Origin of the sequence: Microcoleus asticus IPMA8, assembly GCF_013179805.1 — a bacterium.
GTDB classification, from domain to species: domain Bacteria; phylum Cyanobacteriota; class Cyanobacteriia; order Cyanobacteriales; family Microcoleaceae; genus Microcoleus; species Microcoleus asticus.
The window spans coordinates 13,686-29,029 of record NZ_SRRZ01000098.1; the positions used below are offsets into that span (position 1 = coordinate 13,686).

13 protein-coding genes and 1 pseudogene are annotated in these 15,344 nt (G+C 48.4%); 3 read left to right on the forward strand and 11 right to left on the reverse strand.

Annotation, left to right across the window (positions count from 1 at the left end; genetic code table 11):
• Nucleotides 1–113: 113 nt before the first annotated feature.
• Entirely contained in the window at nt 114–755 is a 642-nt protein-coding gene (gene rimM / locus E5S67_RS22855; protein WP_172190662.1) for a ribosome maturation factor RimM, read from the forward strand.
• Nucleotides 756–840: 85 nt separating this feature from the next.
• Here rimM and E5S67_RS22860 read toward each other — a convergent pair whose 3' ends face one another.
• On the reverse strand, nt 841–1,299 hold the full coding sequence (locus E5S67_RS22860) for a phosphate-starvation-inducible PsiE family protein (RefSeq protein WP_172190663.1): 459 nt from the start codon (nt 1,297–1,299) through the stop codon (nt 841–843).
• 221 nt (nt 1,300–1,520) lie between these two features.
• Between E5S67_RS22860 and E5S67_RS22865 the strand changes: the two genes are divergently transcribed.
• Nucleotides 1,521–1,661, forward strand: coding sequence for a hypothetical protein (locus E5S67_RS22865; RefSeq protein ID WP_172190664.1), 141 nt, complete (start codon nt 1,521–1,523; stop codon nt 1,659–1,661).
• On the opposite strand, the gene E5S67_RS22870 is transcribed toward E5S67_RS22865, so the two are convergent.
• The 8 genes and pseudogenes from E5S67_RS22870 to E5S67_RS22900 all read right to left on the reverse strand — a co-directional run.
• Entirely contained in the window at nt 1,658–1,969 is a 312-nt protein-coding gene (locus tag E5S67_RS22870; protein ID WP_172190665.1) for an RNA recognition motif domain-containing protein, read from the reverse strand. The two genes, E5S67_RS22865 and E5S67_RS22870, sit on opposite strands and share 4 nt — an antisense overlap.
• A 609-nt stretch (nt 1,970–2,578) precedes the next feature.
• Complete coding sequence (locus E5S67_RS22875) at nt 2,579–4,774, reverse strand: molybdopterin oxidoreductase family protein (protein ID WP_172190666.1); 2,196 nt, start codon at nt 4,772–4,774, stop codon at nt 2,579–2,581.
• A gap of 374 nt (nt 4,775–5,148) precedes the next feature.
• Nucleotides 5,149–6,819: an ABC transporter ATP-binding protein gene (locus tag E5S67_RS22880; RefSeq protein ID WP_246276938.1), complete on the reverse strand. Its 1,671-nt coding sequence runs from the start codon at nt 6,817–6,819 to the stop codon at nt 5,149–5,151.
• A gap of 104 nt (nt 6,820–6,923) precedes the next feature.
• Nucleotides 6,924–8,948, reverse strand: coding sequence for an ABC transporter ATP-binding/substrate-binding protein (locus E5S67_RS22885; protein ID WP_172190668.1), 2,025 nt, complete (start codon nt 8,946–8,948; stop codon nt 6,924–6,926).
• 176 nt (nt 8,949–9,124) lie between these two features.
• The gene (gene ntrB, locus E5S67_RS22890) at nt 9,125–9,994 is read right to left on the reverse strand and encodes a nitrate ABC transporter permease (RefSeq protein WP_172190669.1); all 870 of its coding nucleotides are present in this window, start codon (nt 9,992–9,994) and stop codon (nt 9,125–9,127) included.
• A gap of 149 nt (nt 9,995–10,143) precedes the next feature.
• Entirely contained in the window at nt 10,144–11,460 is a 1,317-nt protein-coding gene (locus E5S67_RS22895) for a CmpA/NrtA family ABC transporter substrate-binding protein (RefSeq protein WP_172190670.1), read from the reverse strand.
• A gap of 84 nt (nt 11,461–11,544) precedes the next feature.
• Nucleotides 11,545–11,856, reverse strand: coding sequence for a 2Fe-2S iron-sulfur cluster-binding protein (locus E5S67_RS34550; protein WP_339382969.1), 312 nt, complete (start codon nt 11,854–11,856; stop codon nt 11,545–11,547).
• Nucleotides 11,857–11,895: 39 nt separating this feature from the next.
• Nucleotides 11,896–13,431, reverse strand: a pseudogene (locus tag E5S67_RS22900) (ferredoxin--nitrite reductase); the annotation flags it as partial.
• A gap of 613 nt (nt 13,432–14,044) precedes the next feature.
• Between E5S67_RS22900 and E5S67_RS22905 the strand changes: the two are divergent.
• Complete coding sequence (locus tag E5S67_RS22905) at nt 14,045–14,260, forward strand: hypothetical protein (RefSeq protein ID WP_172190671.1); 216 nt, start codon at nt 14,045–14,047, stop codon at nt 14,258–14,260.
• A gap of 242 nt (nt 14,261–14,502) precedes the next feature.
• Here E5S67_RS22905 and E5S67_RS22910 read toward each other — a convergent pair whose 3' ends face one another.
• Together E5S67_RS22910 and E5S67_RS22915 are read right to left on the reverse strand one after the other, a co-directional pair.
• Nucleotides 14,503–14,670 carry a hypothetical protein gene (locus tag E5S67_RS22910; protein WP_172190672.1) on the reverse strand — a complete coding sequence of 56 codons (168 nt, stop codon included), beginning with the start codon at nt 14,668–14,670 and terminating at the stop codon, nt 14,503–14,505.
• Nucleotides 14,671–14,725: 55 nt separating this feature from the next.
• Nucleotides 14,726–15,334 (reverse strand): leucine-rich repeat domain-containing protein, encoded by a 609-nt coding sequence (locus E5S67_RS22915; RefSeq protein ID WP_172190673.1) that lies wholly within the window; start codon nt 15,332–15,334, stop codon nt 14,726–14,728.
• Nucleotides 15,335–15,344 lie beyond the last annotated feature (10 nt).

Here is a 15,344-nt window from a genome sequence, read left to right on the forward strand (position 1 = left end):
GAAAGAACAAACATAATTCAAGATTTTTCAGTTACCAATTCCCAATTGCGAATTTCCAATTCCAAATTGCCAATTCCCATTATCAATTAGTAGCAATTTGAGTGATATAATCTATGTCTGAGTGGATAGAAATCGGTAAAATTGTAGCAGCTCAAGGTTTGGACGGGGAAGTGCGAGTCTATCCCGATTCGGATTTCCCGGAAAGGTTTATCGAACCGGGGAAGCGGTGGATTTTGCGCCCTAACAAAAGTGAACCGGAACCGATCGAGTTTTTGGGCGGTCGCTACATTCCGGGTAAAGGGCTGTATGCTGTAGAGGTAGAGGGTGTGGAAGACCGCGACGGTGCTGAGGCCCTGCGGGGCTGCAAGTTGTTTGTTGAAAAGACCGATCGACCTTACCTCGAATCTGATGAGTTTTACGTCCAAGATTTGATCGGGATGGAAGTTATTAACCAGTTAACCGGGGAAATCTTAGGCAAGGTAAGTGATATTATTCCCGCAGGTAACGACCTTTTAGAAGTTGAAACGAATCTAACGCCGCCGGAAACTGTTGTCGCAGAATTAGAAAAGCCAAAACAGCCTGAAACTCCTAAAGCAAACGCTGACCCCAGAAATACCCGCAAACCACGGAAAATTCGCGTTAAAGAGCCTAAATCAACAAAAATTTTGATTCCTTTTGTGGAAGAGATTGTGCCAGTTGTTGACTTAGAACAAGGCCGAATTGAAATTGTGCCTCCTCCTGGTTTATTGGAATAATACCATATCCGGTCGCTCGACCGGACATGATATTAGTTATTAAAAAATCCCCCTACTTCGGCGAGGCGGTTCCTAATTCCCGATATTAATCTTTTTCTTTATTGGTGTGCCGCACTATCAAGTAACTGATTGAAAGCGCGAAAATTGCAATCGCCAAACCAATCAAGTCGGCTGCGGTTTTCTTTTCCAGGTCAAGAATGATGATTTTTCGAGATACTGCTATCAAAGAAGTTACAATAACCAGCTCTACTTGAATTACGTGCTTTTTCAGATAAGCTGTAATATTTTCCAAGATTTCCAGAGCAATTAAAACATTTAAAAATAACCCAAATATGACAAACAACGTGTCTTTTAACAAAGTATCAGTGTGGGTTACCAATTCTTTTGCTAAAAAAATCAGCAAATCGCAAACGCTGACGAGAATTACCAAAATCATCGCCAGTGATAAAATTTTCGATATTACTACTTCTACACTTTCTGTAAAATGCAGAAAATTTTCATCACTGCTTGACTTGGAAATTTGCCTAAATATTTTTTTCAGCATACCCGTGATTTAGTCATCTTTCTTGATGATTCTGTCATTGTTCGGTACACTTTGCAAGCGCAAAACTCTGGGATTACCTGGTTTCACTGTACCACCCGGGCGTTGCGGAAGGCAGCTCTCTCTGCCTGTTATATTTTATAGTTTTTCATGTCAGCTAGGAATCGATCGCGTGCGATCGAACTCCCGATCGAGAATTTTTGCTATAAAAAAGCCTCAAACTATTGTCTAGCAATATTTTGAGGACTTTAAGGCGCGGTGCGATCGCACAACTAACTATCTATGTTTCACAGAGAATGATTGTTGACTCTCCGATCGCTCCGGCACAACACAAGCGAGCTAAAAATTTAGCTTGGGTGGTTTAGTAGCGACGAGAATTGCCACCGCGATCGTTGTTGCCCCAGTTACCGCTGTTAGAAGAACCACGTTCTTCGCGGGGTTTTGCCTTATTGACCTTGAGGTCGCGACCCATCCACTCAGCACCGTCAAGAGCCTCAATGGCTGCGGTTTCTTCGGCTTCAGTAGACATTTCTACGAAAGCGAAGCCACGCATCCGGCCTGTTTCGCGGTCAGCAGGCAATTGAATGCGCTTTACTGTTCCGTACTCTCCAAAAGTTTGGCTGAGGTGCTCCTGCGTTACTTCGTAGGATAAATTGCCGACATAGATTGACATTGAACATTCTCCAGAATCAGAGGGTGTAGAGATTTAAATCCGGAGGAACGCCGATCGAACGAACTGTACTGCCGAAAATAAAGCCTTGTAAAAACATCATAGCACCTATAGGTGCAAACTGCAATTGTCTGACTCGATTAATTAAAAAGAAAGCAGAAGGCCTTCGCCAGAAGACATTCTCCCGAAGGAAAAACCCCCCATCAAGAATGAAAAACTTAGAATAAATAAATTTAATTTTCCTTGTTCCCGGGCTCTGCCGGGGAAACGCAGCTTGTAGGCTGGGTAATGGCATAACGATTGTAGGTTTTAGATTTGGGATTGAGGATTTGAGATTTATGTGTAGGGTGCGTCCGGGATCAAAATGGCTCGATCGAGAGAGGTTGTTACCTTAAAAACGGATACTTGCGAACGACAGGAGTCGTCGAGAGATCGTAATTTTAGACTCTTGTTCAAGCTCCCAGATTGATCTGTGGAGTAAATCTCAAATCGTTCGACTCAGCGCGACTAGACTCAGCGCCGAACGTCAACCGCGTTCATCCCCATGTCGATCGCCAGGGGCTTCCCCCTCGTTATTCGGTGAGTTGTAACATCCCATAGTTGGAGGGCAGCTCAAGAAGTGACGGCGAGGGTGGATTTTGCCCAATTAAATTCCCCAACTTCTGCTGCAACTTCTGCTGCAACTTCTGCTGCAACTTCTGCCCCAACCAACACCAACTGCACCGCACAAGCTTTTAACTCGGGCTGTTTGGAATCTGGACAGCTTGCAGAATGAGTCATGGCATTAGCTTCAGCACCTTCGGCCCACAGAGAACCCCAGTGCATCGGTACAAATAGCGTACCCGGGGCGATCGCCTTGGTGACTTTTGCCGGAAACTGCCCCTTGCCGCGGCGCGATCGAACTTCCAGCAAATCCCCCTCCTTAATCTGCAATTTGGCAGCATCGCGCGGGTGAATTTCCAAAAACGGATCGGGGTGCAATTGATTAATTTTTTCTGTTCTACCCGTCCGCGTCATCGTGTGCCAGTGTCCGTAAAGTCTCCCTGTCGTCAACACAAACGGATAATTCGGATCGGGAGGTTCTGCCAGTCCCCGGGAGTGATAGGCGGAAAATCTCGCCCGCGCGTCAGGAGTGTGAAAACGCCTGTCAGTATACAGCCGTTTCGCTTCGTTCGCTGGATGCACAGGCTCGTTTTCCCGGCAAGGCCACTGCTGCGGCCCTTCTTGGCGGATGTATTCGTGGCTGAGGCCGGTCATGTCGCAAGGCTGGCCCCGCGTTAACTGCGCGTACTCTTTAAAAATCTCCGCACTGTTCTCGAAAGCAAAGTGTTCGGCAAAACCCAACCGCCGTCCCACCTCGGCGAAAATGCTCCAGTCGTCGCGGGCTTCCCCGGAGGGAGTGTCGAAACCGGGACAAAAGGTAACGCGGCGTTCGGAATTCGTCATCACCCCGGTTTTTTCACTCCACTGCGTTGCCGGCAGCAGGATGTGAGCGTAGGCGGAGGTTTCTGTGGGATAGTAAGCTTCTTGATAAATAGTAAAGGGCGATCGCAGCAAAGCCGCCTTTGTGCGTTCCAAATCCGGCATACTCACCACCGGATTTGTAGCTGCAATCCACAGCAACTCGACATCCCCAGTTTCCAAGCCCACAATCATGTCCCAAGCTGTCCGGCCCGGATTCGGCGAAATACTTCCCGGTGCGATTCCCCAAAACTCTTCGACTTGGGTTCTGTGTTCGTCATTTTTCACAAACCGATATCCCGGCAATAAGTGAGACAGTCCTCCGGCTTCCCGCCCTCCCATCGCGTTTGGCTGGCCGGTGAGGGAAAACGGGCCGCATCCCGGTTTGCCGATTTGACCGGTCATCAAGTGCAAATTAATCAGCGATCGCACCTTTGCCGTGCCTTCGGAGGACTGGTTGATTCCCATCGACCACAGCGACAAAACGCGCTGCGACTGTTCCCAATAGTTTGCCGCCGTTTCTAACTCGCTGACAGTAATGCCGCAGCGCGAGGCTACAAACTCCGGCGTGTAGCTGCTAATAACCTCAGCAAAAGCTGAAAAATTCGCCGTGCATTCTTGAATAAACTCAGGATCTATTGCTTGCCTGCGCAACAGCAAATATGCAATTCCGTTAAGCAAATCTATATCCGTACCCGGTTTAATTGCTAAGTGCAAATCCGCCGCTTCAGCAGTCGGAGTCCGCCTCGGATCTACCACAATCATCTTAACATTTGGATTTTTTTTGTGGTATTTTGCTAATCGATTGAATACAATCGGATGGCATTCCGCTGTATTGCTGCCAATAATAAAAGCGCAATCTGTTAATTCTAAATCGTCGTAACAGCAAGGCGGCCCGTCCGAACCAAAACTTTGAACGTATCCCGAAACTGCTGAAGACATACACAAGCGAGAATTAGCATCAAAATTATTAGTACCCAGACAACCTTTCATTAGTTTCTGGGCAATATAATAATCTTCTGTAGCGAATTGACCCGAACCGTAAACGCACAAAGCATCGGGGCCGCTGGTGCTGCGAACTGTTTGGATGCGGTTAACAATTGCATCGAGAGCTTCGTCCCAGCTAGCGCGGCGGAAAGGTTGGTCGAGAGTATCTCGCATCATCGGATAAAGTAGCCGATCGCTCCGAATCGACTCTGCTACGGTTGCTCCCTTAATACAAACCATGCCCTGACTCGATGGGTGATTGCGATCGCCCCGCACTTTCCAATTTTGTTTTTTGTCGGCAACAACTTCTAGACCGCAACCTACACCGCAGTAAGGGCAAAGAGTTTTTATAGTTTCCATCTGGTGATTTTAGATGCTAATTTTTGAAAGCTAATGGGTAATTGGTAATTCGTCATTATAGTCGGAACTGAGAGCTCCTGCAAATAACGTATCAATAGTTACTAAATTACCGCAAAAATGCTTTACAACAACGGACAATACCCTGATTTAAAATTAACCGATCTCTTACTAAAACTCGCGATCGATCTGGGTTGTAGCCAGCTTCTCGCTGCGCCTAAATTCCTCTCAAATAGAGGGACTCCTGACCTAAATCTTGTCACCCCAAGGATGGGGGGCTAGGAGGATTTTTTGCAGGGATCGAACAGCGCGCCGGTACTACTTTTGACCTAGTTGTTGATAGCAATTAGAGATTTAGTGCGGGAGTATTATATTCCCTACTTCCCTGATTTAACTTCAAATACGCCACCGTTGGTGGGGCTAAAAGTTACTTGGAATTCAGCAGTTTTTTCAGCGCCTGTTGTGGCACCTGTAGGAGTTTGCAAAACAGGCAGAGGAGTTTCTTTGACGAAATCTTTAGCTGCTTTATTTGTGGGATCGAACTGTAGGATATCGCCGTTTTGTTTTACTTTGACCCGATAAGTCAAACTTTCGGTAAATGTCGGAGTTGTTCTCCAATTTTGGTCGATTTGTGCATACAACTGCTTTCCGATCGCATCGAGTTCGGCTTGGTCAGAAATCTCTGATGTGGCACTGGTTGCTGCATTGGGCGAGGCAGCCGTCGCGGCGGCAGCAGCGATGGGTGCAGGACTGGCAGCAGCAGCGATGGGTGCAGGGCTGGCAGCAGCGATGGGTGCAGGACTGGCAGCAGCAGCGATGGGTGCAGGGCTAGCAGTTGGTGCGATCGAACTTGCTGCGATTTGCGGGCTGGGGGGAGAACTCACAACCGCCGCCGCAGTCGCCGCTGGAGGTGCAGTTTCTGCTAGTTTCGCTTGCTTTAGCTGGTTGGAAACACCAGACATATTGACGGCTGCTAAAGTAACCATTGCTACGAACCACGAGGCTGCCAGGATGCCGCGTTTGATCGGCGAAACTTCTGGGGGTTCGGCAGCAGCGTGAGACACAAAAGGTGCAGGTGCGATCGGCCTGTTAGCAGTCTCCGCAAACGCAGGCTTTTTGCTAGCAGGTAATGGCATCGGTAGCGCGACGGCTTCTGTCTCCGAGTCCGTTGCTTCATCCTCTTCGTGGTGCGCGTAGCGAGAAAACAGGAACTCCAAAGCAAAGTTGCGCAGTTCGTAGTATTTCGGGTCTTCCATAATCCGCGCCCGGTTGCGGGGACGGCTGAACGGAATGTGCATATCTTCGCCGATAGAAGCAGCAGGCCCGTTGGTCATCATCACGATGCGATCGGCCAAAAACAAAGCTTCATCAATATCGTGAGTAATCATAATGACGGTAATTTTGTGCTGCCGCCAAATTTTCAGTAATTCTTCCTGCAACTCTTCCCGCGTAATTGGGTCTAAAGCGCCGAAAGGTTCGTCTAAAATCAAGAGTTTGGGTTGAGTTGCCAGAGCTCGGGCGATCGCCACCCGCTGTTTCATCCCCCCTGACAATTGGCCCGGTCTTTTGTTACAAGCTTCCGTCAGCCCCACTAATTCCAAGTGTTCCTTGACGATCGTATTGTGTTCGTCGGCGGACTTGTTCGGGTAGACATTTTCAACGCCGAGGTGAATGTTTTCAGTAGCAGTCAGCCACGGCAAAAGCGAGTAGTTTTGAAACACCACCATGCGATCGGGGCCTGGTTCAGTAATCTGCGAACCTTGCAGGGCAACTTCTCCGTTTGTCGGCCCGTTGAATCCCGCAATCATATTCAGCAAAGTTGATTTGCCGCAGCCCGAGTGACCGATCAAACAAATAAATTCGCCTTCATTAATAGTCAGGTTTACACCGTCGAGAACGACGTAAGGGCCTTTAGGAGTTTCGTAGACTTTCGATACGTCTTTAATAGTAAGAAAGTCTTGCTTCTGCGTCTCAATTTTCGTTGTTTCGGGGGTTTTGAGAGTTTGCATATTTTCAGGATTTGGATTTTGGGTTGATGAATTAGACATGAGAAATTTGGATTGAGAATTTGAAATTAGGGAGTTAGGAAGCGGGAAATGTGGAGTCTTGTTTCCTGATTTCTTGCTCCTCATTCCCTCTTCCTATTTGCTGGTTATGCTGGCAGTTTGATGGAACACTGACTGCCTATTTGTTCAATTAAGATTTCTTCAATGCGGACGCCGCGCTTGATTTTGACATTGTGGAGATAGTCGATCGGGTCGTCTAGATTAAACACAGTGCCGTCAAATAGCTCGATCGTCCGGCGATCTCTGGCGATATCAGGCAAACCCAATTCGCGCACGGCTTGACCGAAAACATCGGGCCGCAAAACTCGATCGACCACTTCCACCCAGTTTTTCGGGAACGGAATCAGTCCCCAGCGAGCCATCTGCGCCATCACCCACACCATTTCTAGGCGGTCTGGACAATTGGTTTTGTCAACGTAGAACTGGTTGAAGTTGTAGAGCATTTCAGGTTCTGCCTCCGTACCGGAGTTGTACGGGTCGAGGAACCCCGGACGGATGTCTTTCGGATCGGCACCGATGTATTGTCCTTGGCTAATCAACTCTAGGACTTCTTCGCGGTTGCGGCGGTCGTCGCAGTAGTCGCAGGCTTCCAAAAGCGCTTTGACGAGAGCCAGGTGGGTTTGAGGATATTTCTGAGCCCAATCTTCGGTAACACCGAGAACTTTTTCGATGTGTCCGGGCAGAATATCGAGGGAACGGGCCATGACAAAACCCGTACCGCTGTTGACTGCGTGGGAGTTCCAGGGGTCGCCCGAGCAGTAGCCGTCAATGTTGCCTGCTTTTAAATTCGATACCATCTGTGGAGGCGGAATCACGGTCAAGCCCACGTCGAGGTCGGGGTCGATGCCGCCGGCGGCCAGCCAGTAGCGGAACAGCAGGTTGTGCATGGAGGCTGAGTGTACCGTGCCCAAGGTGTGAACTTTATCTGGAGTCTTGGCGATCGCAGCTTTGAAATCCTCTAACGTCCGAATGCCTTGTCTGTAAAGGTCTTTGCTGAAAACAATCGAATTGCCGTTGCGAGAGAGCGTCATGGCGCTGCAGACGGGTACAGGGGCTTCGCCGTCCAGGCCCAACAGCATGGCGATCGGCATTCCTGCGACCATTTGCGCTGCGTCCAGCCGTCCTTCGGCGACTCCTTTGGCGATCGCTTTCCAGCTAGGTTCGCGGCTGAGAGAAACTTCTTCTAAGCCGTGGGCTTGGAAGAATCCTTTTTCTTTGGCTACAACTAAGGGCGCGCAGTCGGTGAGGGGAATAAAGCCGATGTCGAGGTTGATTTTTTCCAAGCCGTTGCGGGCGATGACGGGCGGTTGTTGTTTGGCCCGGCGCTGTTTGACCCGCTTTTGCTGGTTGAGGAAGTAAACCATTTCGTTGCGCAGCGCGTAGTAACTCGGATGGTTGACAACTTCCATGCGCTTGCGGGGGCGGGGAATGTTCACTTCGAGGATTTGCCCGATTTGCGCTTCCGGGCCGTTGGTGAGCATTACAATGCGATCGCTGAGCAATAAAGCCTCATCCACGTCGTGAGTTACCATCACGCTGGTGACTTTGCTTTCTTCGCAAATTTTCATCAACTGTTCTTGCAAACCGCCGCGAGTTAAAGCATCGAGGGCGCCGAAGGGTTCGTCTAGCAGCAGCAATTTCGGGCGAATCGCCAGAGCACGGGCGATCGCAACTCTTTGTTTCATCCCCCCAGAAATTTCGCCCGGGCGTTTGTCGGCGGCGTGTCCGAGTCCGACCAATTTAATGTGGTGTTCGATCACCAACTCGCGATCTTCTTGAGAGTTACCGCTGTAAATTTCATTTACTGCTAGGGCGATATTTTCGCGCACCGTCAGCCAAGGTAGCAGCGAGTAATTTTGAAACACCACCATTCTGTCCGGGCCTGGATCGCGGACTTCGCGTCCTTCTAAGATAATCCCGCCCTGACTTGCTTTGTCGAGACCGGCGATGATATTTAGCAGCGTAGATTTGCCGCAGCCCGAGTGTCCGATTAAGGTGATGAATTCTCCCTTTTTTATTTTAAGTTCGATATTTTTAAGAGCGATGTATTGCTCTCCATTTGGCAAGTTAAATACGCGGTCAACGTGGTCTACTTCAACAAATACTGACATGGCTATTTTAGGTTAGTTTGTAATTTGTAGATGCTAGTTATTAATTGGAATTTGGGCATTGGACATGGGGCATTGGGAATGGGGAATGGGGCATGGGGCATATATAATTATTCCCGCTTCCTAATAACTAATCACCAATCACCAACCACTAATCACCCATTCCCCATTCCCAAATCCTATTTCTGTTCTTCTGGAACAACTTTGGAAGCGATGAAACCAACAACTCTGTCTAAAATCAAACCGACAATTCCTACATAAAGCACTGCTAGAATCACGTCGCTGAGTCGAGAACTGTTGTAAGCGTCCCAGATGAAGAAGCCGATGCCGACGCCGCCGACTAACATTTCCGCAGCTACGATCGCCAGCCAAGACAAACCGATGCCAATTCTCAAGCCAGTGAAGATGTAAGGAACAGAAGAAGGGAGCAGGATTTTCCAGAAGTATTTTTGGTTGGGGAGGCGCAAGACTCGGGCGACGTTTCTGTAGTCTTGGGGTATTTGTTGAACGCCTACTGTCGTGTTAATTAAAATCGGCCAAATTGCTGTAATTAAGATGACGAATAATGCTGACACTTCGTTAGCTTTCACCCCCATGCCTTCAAAGGGATTGAACTGTTGAAATACAGCTAGGGCGATCGGCAGCCAAGCCAGGGGCGGGATAGTTCTGAATACTTGAAACAGCGGGTCTAAAGCATCGAACATTAGGGAGTTTGTGCCGATCAGGATTCCTAAACTGATGCCGAGAACTGCTGCCAAAGTAAAGCCGATCGCCACCCGCTGCAAGCTAGCCAAAATTTGCCAGAACAAGCCTTTATCTGTACCGCCATTGTCGAAGAAAGGATTGATAATCAGATTCCAGCTTTCTTGGACAGCTTTGATTGGGCCCGGCAAGGTGGACTCTGGACTGTGGCAGAGGATCTGCCAGATTATGAGCAGAACTGTAATTGCTACCAGCGGGCGGATGATTTTTCGGCGGTTTTTTTGAACCCGATCCAGAACGAAATTTACTGGATTTTTGCTTTTAGTAACAGCGAGGTTTGTTGCCATTTTTGTTTGTGCAGTATTGTGAATAATCGATTATTTGTAGATACTTTGAAGCGATCGCCGTGTCTGGGGTGGGTTGAGTTAGGAAACCCAACTCAACTCAATTTAAAAATTGGTCAATTCTTAACAGTTAACAGTCAACTGTTCACTAATTATGCTTTCTTGATTGCCAGACCATTCAGATATTCTTGTGGTTTTTCTGGGTCAAACTTCACGCCGTCAAAGAAGGTTTCAACACCGCGAGAAGTGGTAGCTGGAATTTGGGCGGCGGGAACGCCAAGTGCTGTCGCTGCTGCTTTCCAAATATCTTCGCGGTTAACTTTATCAACCGTGGCTTTGATGTCTGTAGTTGCTGGCATATAACCCCAGCGAATATTTTCAGTGAGGAACCAAGCATCGTGACTCTTGTAGGGATAGGAAGCATTATCAGCCCAGAATTTCATAGCTACTGGGCTGGCAGCTTCAATGCGGCCGGTACCGTAGTCAATTTGACCTTTAGAGCGACTGATAATATCTGCTACTGGAACTTTTAACCACTTATCTTGAGAGATGATTTGGCACATCTCATCGTGATTTTCTGCCTTGTCGCACCACTGCTGGGCTTCCAGTACGGCCATTGTTATTGCTTTAGCAGCTTTGGGGTTTTTCTCAACCCAATCTCCTCTTAAAGCGAAAGCTTTTTCTGGGTGGTCTTTCCAAAGTTCTCCGGTTACTAAGGCGGTGTATCCTACCTTTTGAGTAACTAGCTGAGCATTCCAAGGTTCGCCTACGCAAAAGGCTTCCATGCTGCCAGATTTCATGTTCGCTACCATTTGGGGCGGCGGTATGGGAATCACCGAAACATCTGTATCTGGATTAATACCGCCGGCTGCTAGCCAGTAGCGCATCCACAAGTCGTGGGTGCCGCCGGGAAAGGTAATAGCAATTTTTTGATTGGCGAGGGCTTCTTTGAGAGGTTTGCTGTCAGTACCTACTTTTAAATCTAGGTATTTTTTGCTGAGGGAAATTGCCTGGCCGTTAGTATTTAACCGCGCCACAATGTTCATCGGCACAGGCTGGTTGCCTTTGGTAATTGTGCCTAATGTCAATTGGTAAGGCATGGGCGATAAAATGTGGGCTCCGTCAATGCCGCCTTTTTCGGAACCGAGTTCTAAGTTGTCGCGAGTAACTGGCCAAGATGCTTGTTTGGTAACTTGTACGTCTTTCATGCCGTACTTAGCAAATAGCCCTTTTTCTTGGGCGATGATTAAGGGTGCTGAGTCGGTGAGGGCGATGAATCCGAGTTTGGCTGCGGTAACTTCTGGGGCGTCGGCAGGGTTGATGTTGACTGCTGGGGCTGCGCTGGGTGTGGCGCTGCTGGAAGTTGCGCTAGATGTGGTGGAACCGGAACTGCAACCGTGGGCTAGTAGGGTGCCGGCTGCTGTTGCTCCGGCGGTGATGATGAATTTTCTTCTGGAAAGGTTGCTCATTTGTCTTGAATTGTTGTTGTACTTTGAGATGGTGGAAATGTGAGATTGCCTCGCGACCTTCGCATCGCACCTCACATTGTGAGATTAGGCGTCGATCGACACTTTGCCGATCGCCCGCGCGCTGCAAGCTAAAATGAACCCTGGTTCTAAGTCTCGGGCCGCGTCGGGTTGGCTGTCGTAGACTGTTTGTCCTTCTAGGAGTTGCTGCTTGCAAGTGCCGCAGCTTCCCGACCGACAATTGCTGTCAAGTTCGACTCCGGCCCGTTCGGCAACATCGAGAATGAACTCATCTTCGCTGCAAGCAACTTCTTTGCCCGATCGAGCGAAAATGACAGTAGATGTCTGAGGTTTGGCTGCCGGGACTGCCGTTTCGTCCCTCTCAACCGTCAGTTGCAGTTGCCGGTTGAGGGAAGCTACCTCATCTTCTTGAGATAGATTGGGAACGGCCCCGAAGTTATCGACTAAAAGTTGGTGCAGCACTGGTTTGAGGTCTTCGCAAGGGATGCTTTTTTGGACGCAAGTACCCAAATGAGCGTCTTTGCCCACTGTGCCTCCCATGTAAATGTCTACACCTTCGAGGGTTTTGCCGTTCTTGCGAACTTTTGTGCCCATCAAACCGATGTCTGCTACTTGGGGTTGACCGCAGGAATTGGGGCAACCCGTCCAGTGAATTCTGACCGGTTTGGGAACTGACAGTTCGGCTTCGAGTTCTTCAATCATTGCCACGGCGCGGCTTTTGGTTTCGATGAGGGCGAAGTTGCAAAACTTCGAGCCGGTGCAGGAAACCAATGCTCGCGTCAGGGGTGCGGGGTCGATGGAAAAACGCTGCAACAGCGGTTCTTTGACCAGCGATTCAATCCGCGAGTCGGGAACGTTGGGAATAATGACGTTTTCTTCGACAGTGAGCCTGAGTTCGCCGCTGCCGTAAACCTCGGCGATTCTGGCCAAATCGAACAAATCCGATGCCTGCAGGCGTCCGACGGGAACGTGCAGCCCTACATAGTTGAGCCCTGATTGTTTTTGGGGGTAGATGCCGATGTGGTCGCGTTTGTCCCAGGTGATTTCATCTTTGAGGGCGGCGGCGGGCAAAGTGCGACCAAATTCTTGTTCGACTGCTGCTCGGAATTGTTCGATTCCGAGTTCGTCAATCAGCCACATCAGCCGCGATTTTTGGCGGTTTGCTCTCGGGCCTCGATCGCGAAACACAGTTAATATGGCTTTGCACAAATCTACAACGTCGCTGGGACTTGCCCAGACGTTGAGAGGAATTGCAGCTTCGCAGCGTTTGGCGGAGAAGAAACCGCCGACTAAAACGTTAAAGCCGATGTTGCCGTCTTGGTAAGCGGGTACGAAGGCGATGTCGTTGATTTCTGCGTGGACTGAGTTGTCGCGGCAGCCTGCGATCGCAATATTAAACTTTCTCGGCAAATTTGAAAACGCGGGGTTGCCTTCGCCGCTGTTGGTAATCATGTCTTGGACTTGGTTCGCCAGTTCCCGCGTATCTATCAGTTCGTCCGCGTCCAAGCCCGCGACTGGGGAACCCGTGATGTTGCGCACGTTGTCCATGCCAGATTGAATGCTGGTCATGCCCGCTTCTTTGAGGCGGCGGAAGATGTCGGGCACGTCTTCGATGCGAATTCCGCGCAGTTGCAGGTTTTGTCTGGTGGTGATGTCGGCACTGCCGTCGTCCCCGTAGCGCTGGACGATTTCTGCTAGCGTTCTGGTTTGATTGCTAGTAATGATGCCGTTGGGCAAGCGCAGCCGCATCATAAATTTGCCGGGAGTTACTGGCCGAAAGAAGATGCCGAGCCATTTGAGGCGGTGCTCGCGATCGATTTCGTCCATTGCTTCCCAGCCGATCTCGGCGAAGTGGTCGAGTTCGGCTGTTAATGCTAAGCCATCTTTTTCGGCTTTGAGTTTTTCAAACTTGTTCAGGCTCGCTTGGGCTTTGGGTTCTACTGTTTGGGTCATCGGTTTACCCTCGCTGCTGGCTTGTTGGGGAGAAGTATTGACTTGGAGCATAAAGTGTGTGTTTCCTGCTAACCTTAGTGAGTGTATTGATTTAAAACTGTATATTTAGTTACTAGATCTAATTTCTTTTAAGCATGGTTGGTCTTCTGTACATTTGAGCTTGACTGGGCGCTGGCTCGAACGTCGCAAAACTATTTATGGTTATAGTTGCTACCGATGGTTCGGTCGATCGCTGCGTTTCCATGCACCTTAGTTATGAGCTAATGTAAAGCGCACCACTGTAAACATTCGTAGCTATTTTTACAAAATATTGAGTTTTATGAATTTTTCGCATAGCTCAGATGCGTTTTATACATGGGTAATGGGTAAAGACACCCACGCAGCGAAAAAATCTCTTTAAATCTTTAGATTTGGGAGAGCAGAGGGGGAAATTGGAAGATATAAAATTATCTTGTGACTAAGATCGCAGACTTAAAACGGAGTTCGTCACACAATTAGAGCGGTGGCTGTCACACAGTTTGCCTCAAAACATCACGTTCTCTGCTATGCCAGCGTCACTCTTAATTTTTAGAGAAGGAGAGATGATATAAGTATCGAATTCAGGGAACGTCTTATGTTTTTAGTTCAACTTATCCCCGGCGCTATTTCCGAAATGCTTGCCTCTGTTAGCGATACAGGTTGTTTGACTTTAGCCGATCGCTACGGTTTGATGGCCGCTGTTTTAGACGACTCTCTCGACGATGAATGCAGACTTTCGATCAACCGCCTGCTGCGTTCTGTTCTCAGGGGAAGAGTGAAGATAGTCAACGAACTCTCGGCGATATGTTAACAGCATTTAAAAAATGGCAATGCCCAATAGTTGCGAGCAACTATTTGTGAAATTTGATTGATTTATGCAGCGCTTCAAGTGTTGAAAACATCGCCCGAGTTAGAAGGAACCCGCGATGCCTGCACCGGATGTATGGCAGAAAGTTTCTTGAGTGTTCTAAAAACGTGCGATCGCTCCTCGCCGTCAGTCGATTTTCGGTTTTAGATTTTAGATTTTAGATTTACTCCACAGCGATCAGCATTTTAGTCGTAGTCGTAGGGCACGTCGCCTGCAATGAAATAATAAAATAAATCCCTAACTTGCATATCGACAATTGAGCGAGCGACGCACCTGTGCCTAAAGGCTTGAGGAAAGAAACCCAACACTTCTTTTGTAGCAAGACTTGAGAGAAATCGTAGAATTTTGGGCAAGCGGCATTTTCGGACTTTGAGGACTGAAGTCCTCACCGAATATGAGTTTTTCGCTCTAATGCATTAAGTCAACCTCAGTTGGTGGTTCCCATTGACAGATAGACTTTGGTTTGAGAGGGCAAGTTTTGGGATTGATCGGATTTCCGCTGAGGTATAGATGGCGCTCGACCAGATAAATCAAAGATTGCAAGGGTTTGATGTCGCTGATTTTATTGTTGTAGAGATGGAGCCCACCCAGCTTAGTCAAGGATTGCAAGGGTTTGATGTCGCTGATTTGATTGTTATCAAGACGGAGCTGACCCAGGTTAGTCAAGGATTGCAAAGGTTTGATGTCTCTGATTTCATTGTTACTGAGCTTGAGCATCTTCAGGTTAGTCAAGGATTGCAAGGGTGTGATGTCGCTGATTTTATTAAAGGTGAGGTTGAGCACAGCCAAGTTAGTCAAGGATTGTAAGGATGTGATGTCGCTGATTTCATTGTTGCTGAGGTAGAGCACAGTCAAGTTAGTCAAAGATTGCAATGGTGTGATGTCGCTGATTTCATTGTTGCTGAGGTAGAGCTCAGCCAGTTTAGTCAAAGATTGCAATAGACATCTCCAAAATAGTAACATTTTGTGGTACAAGAAGATCGTAAAGCTTTTTTGAGACAGAAACATGAGCGACATCCTGAATCAT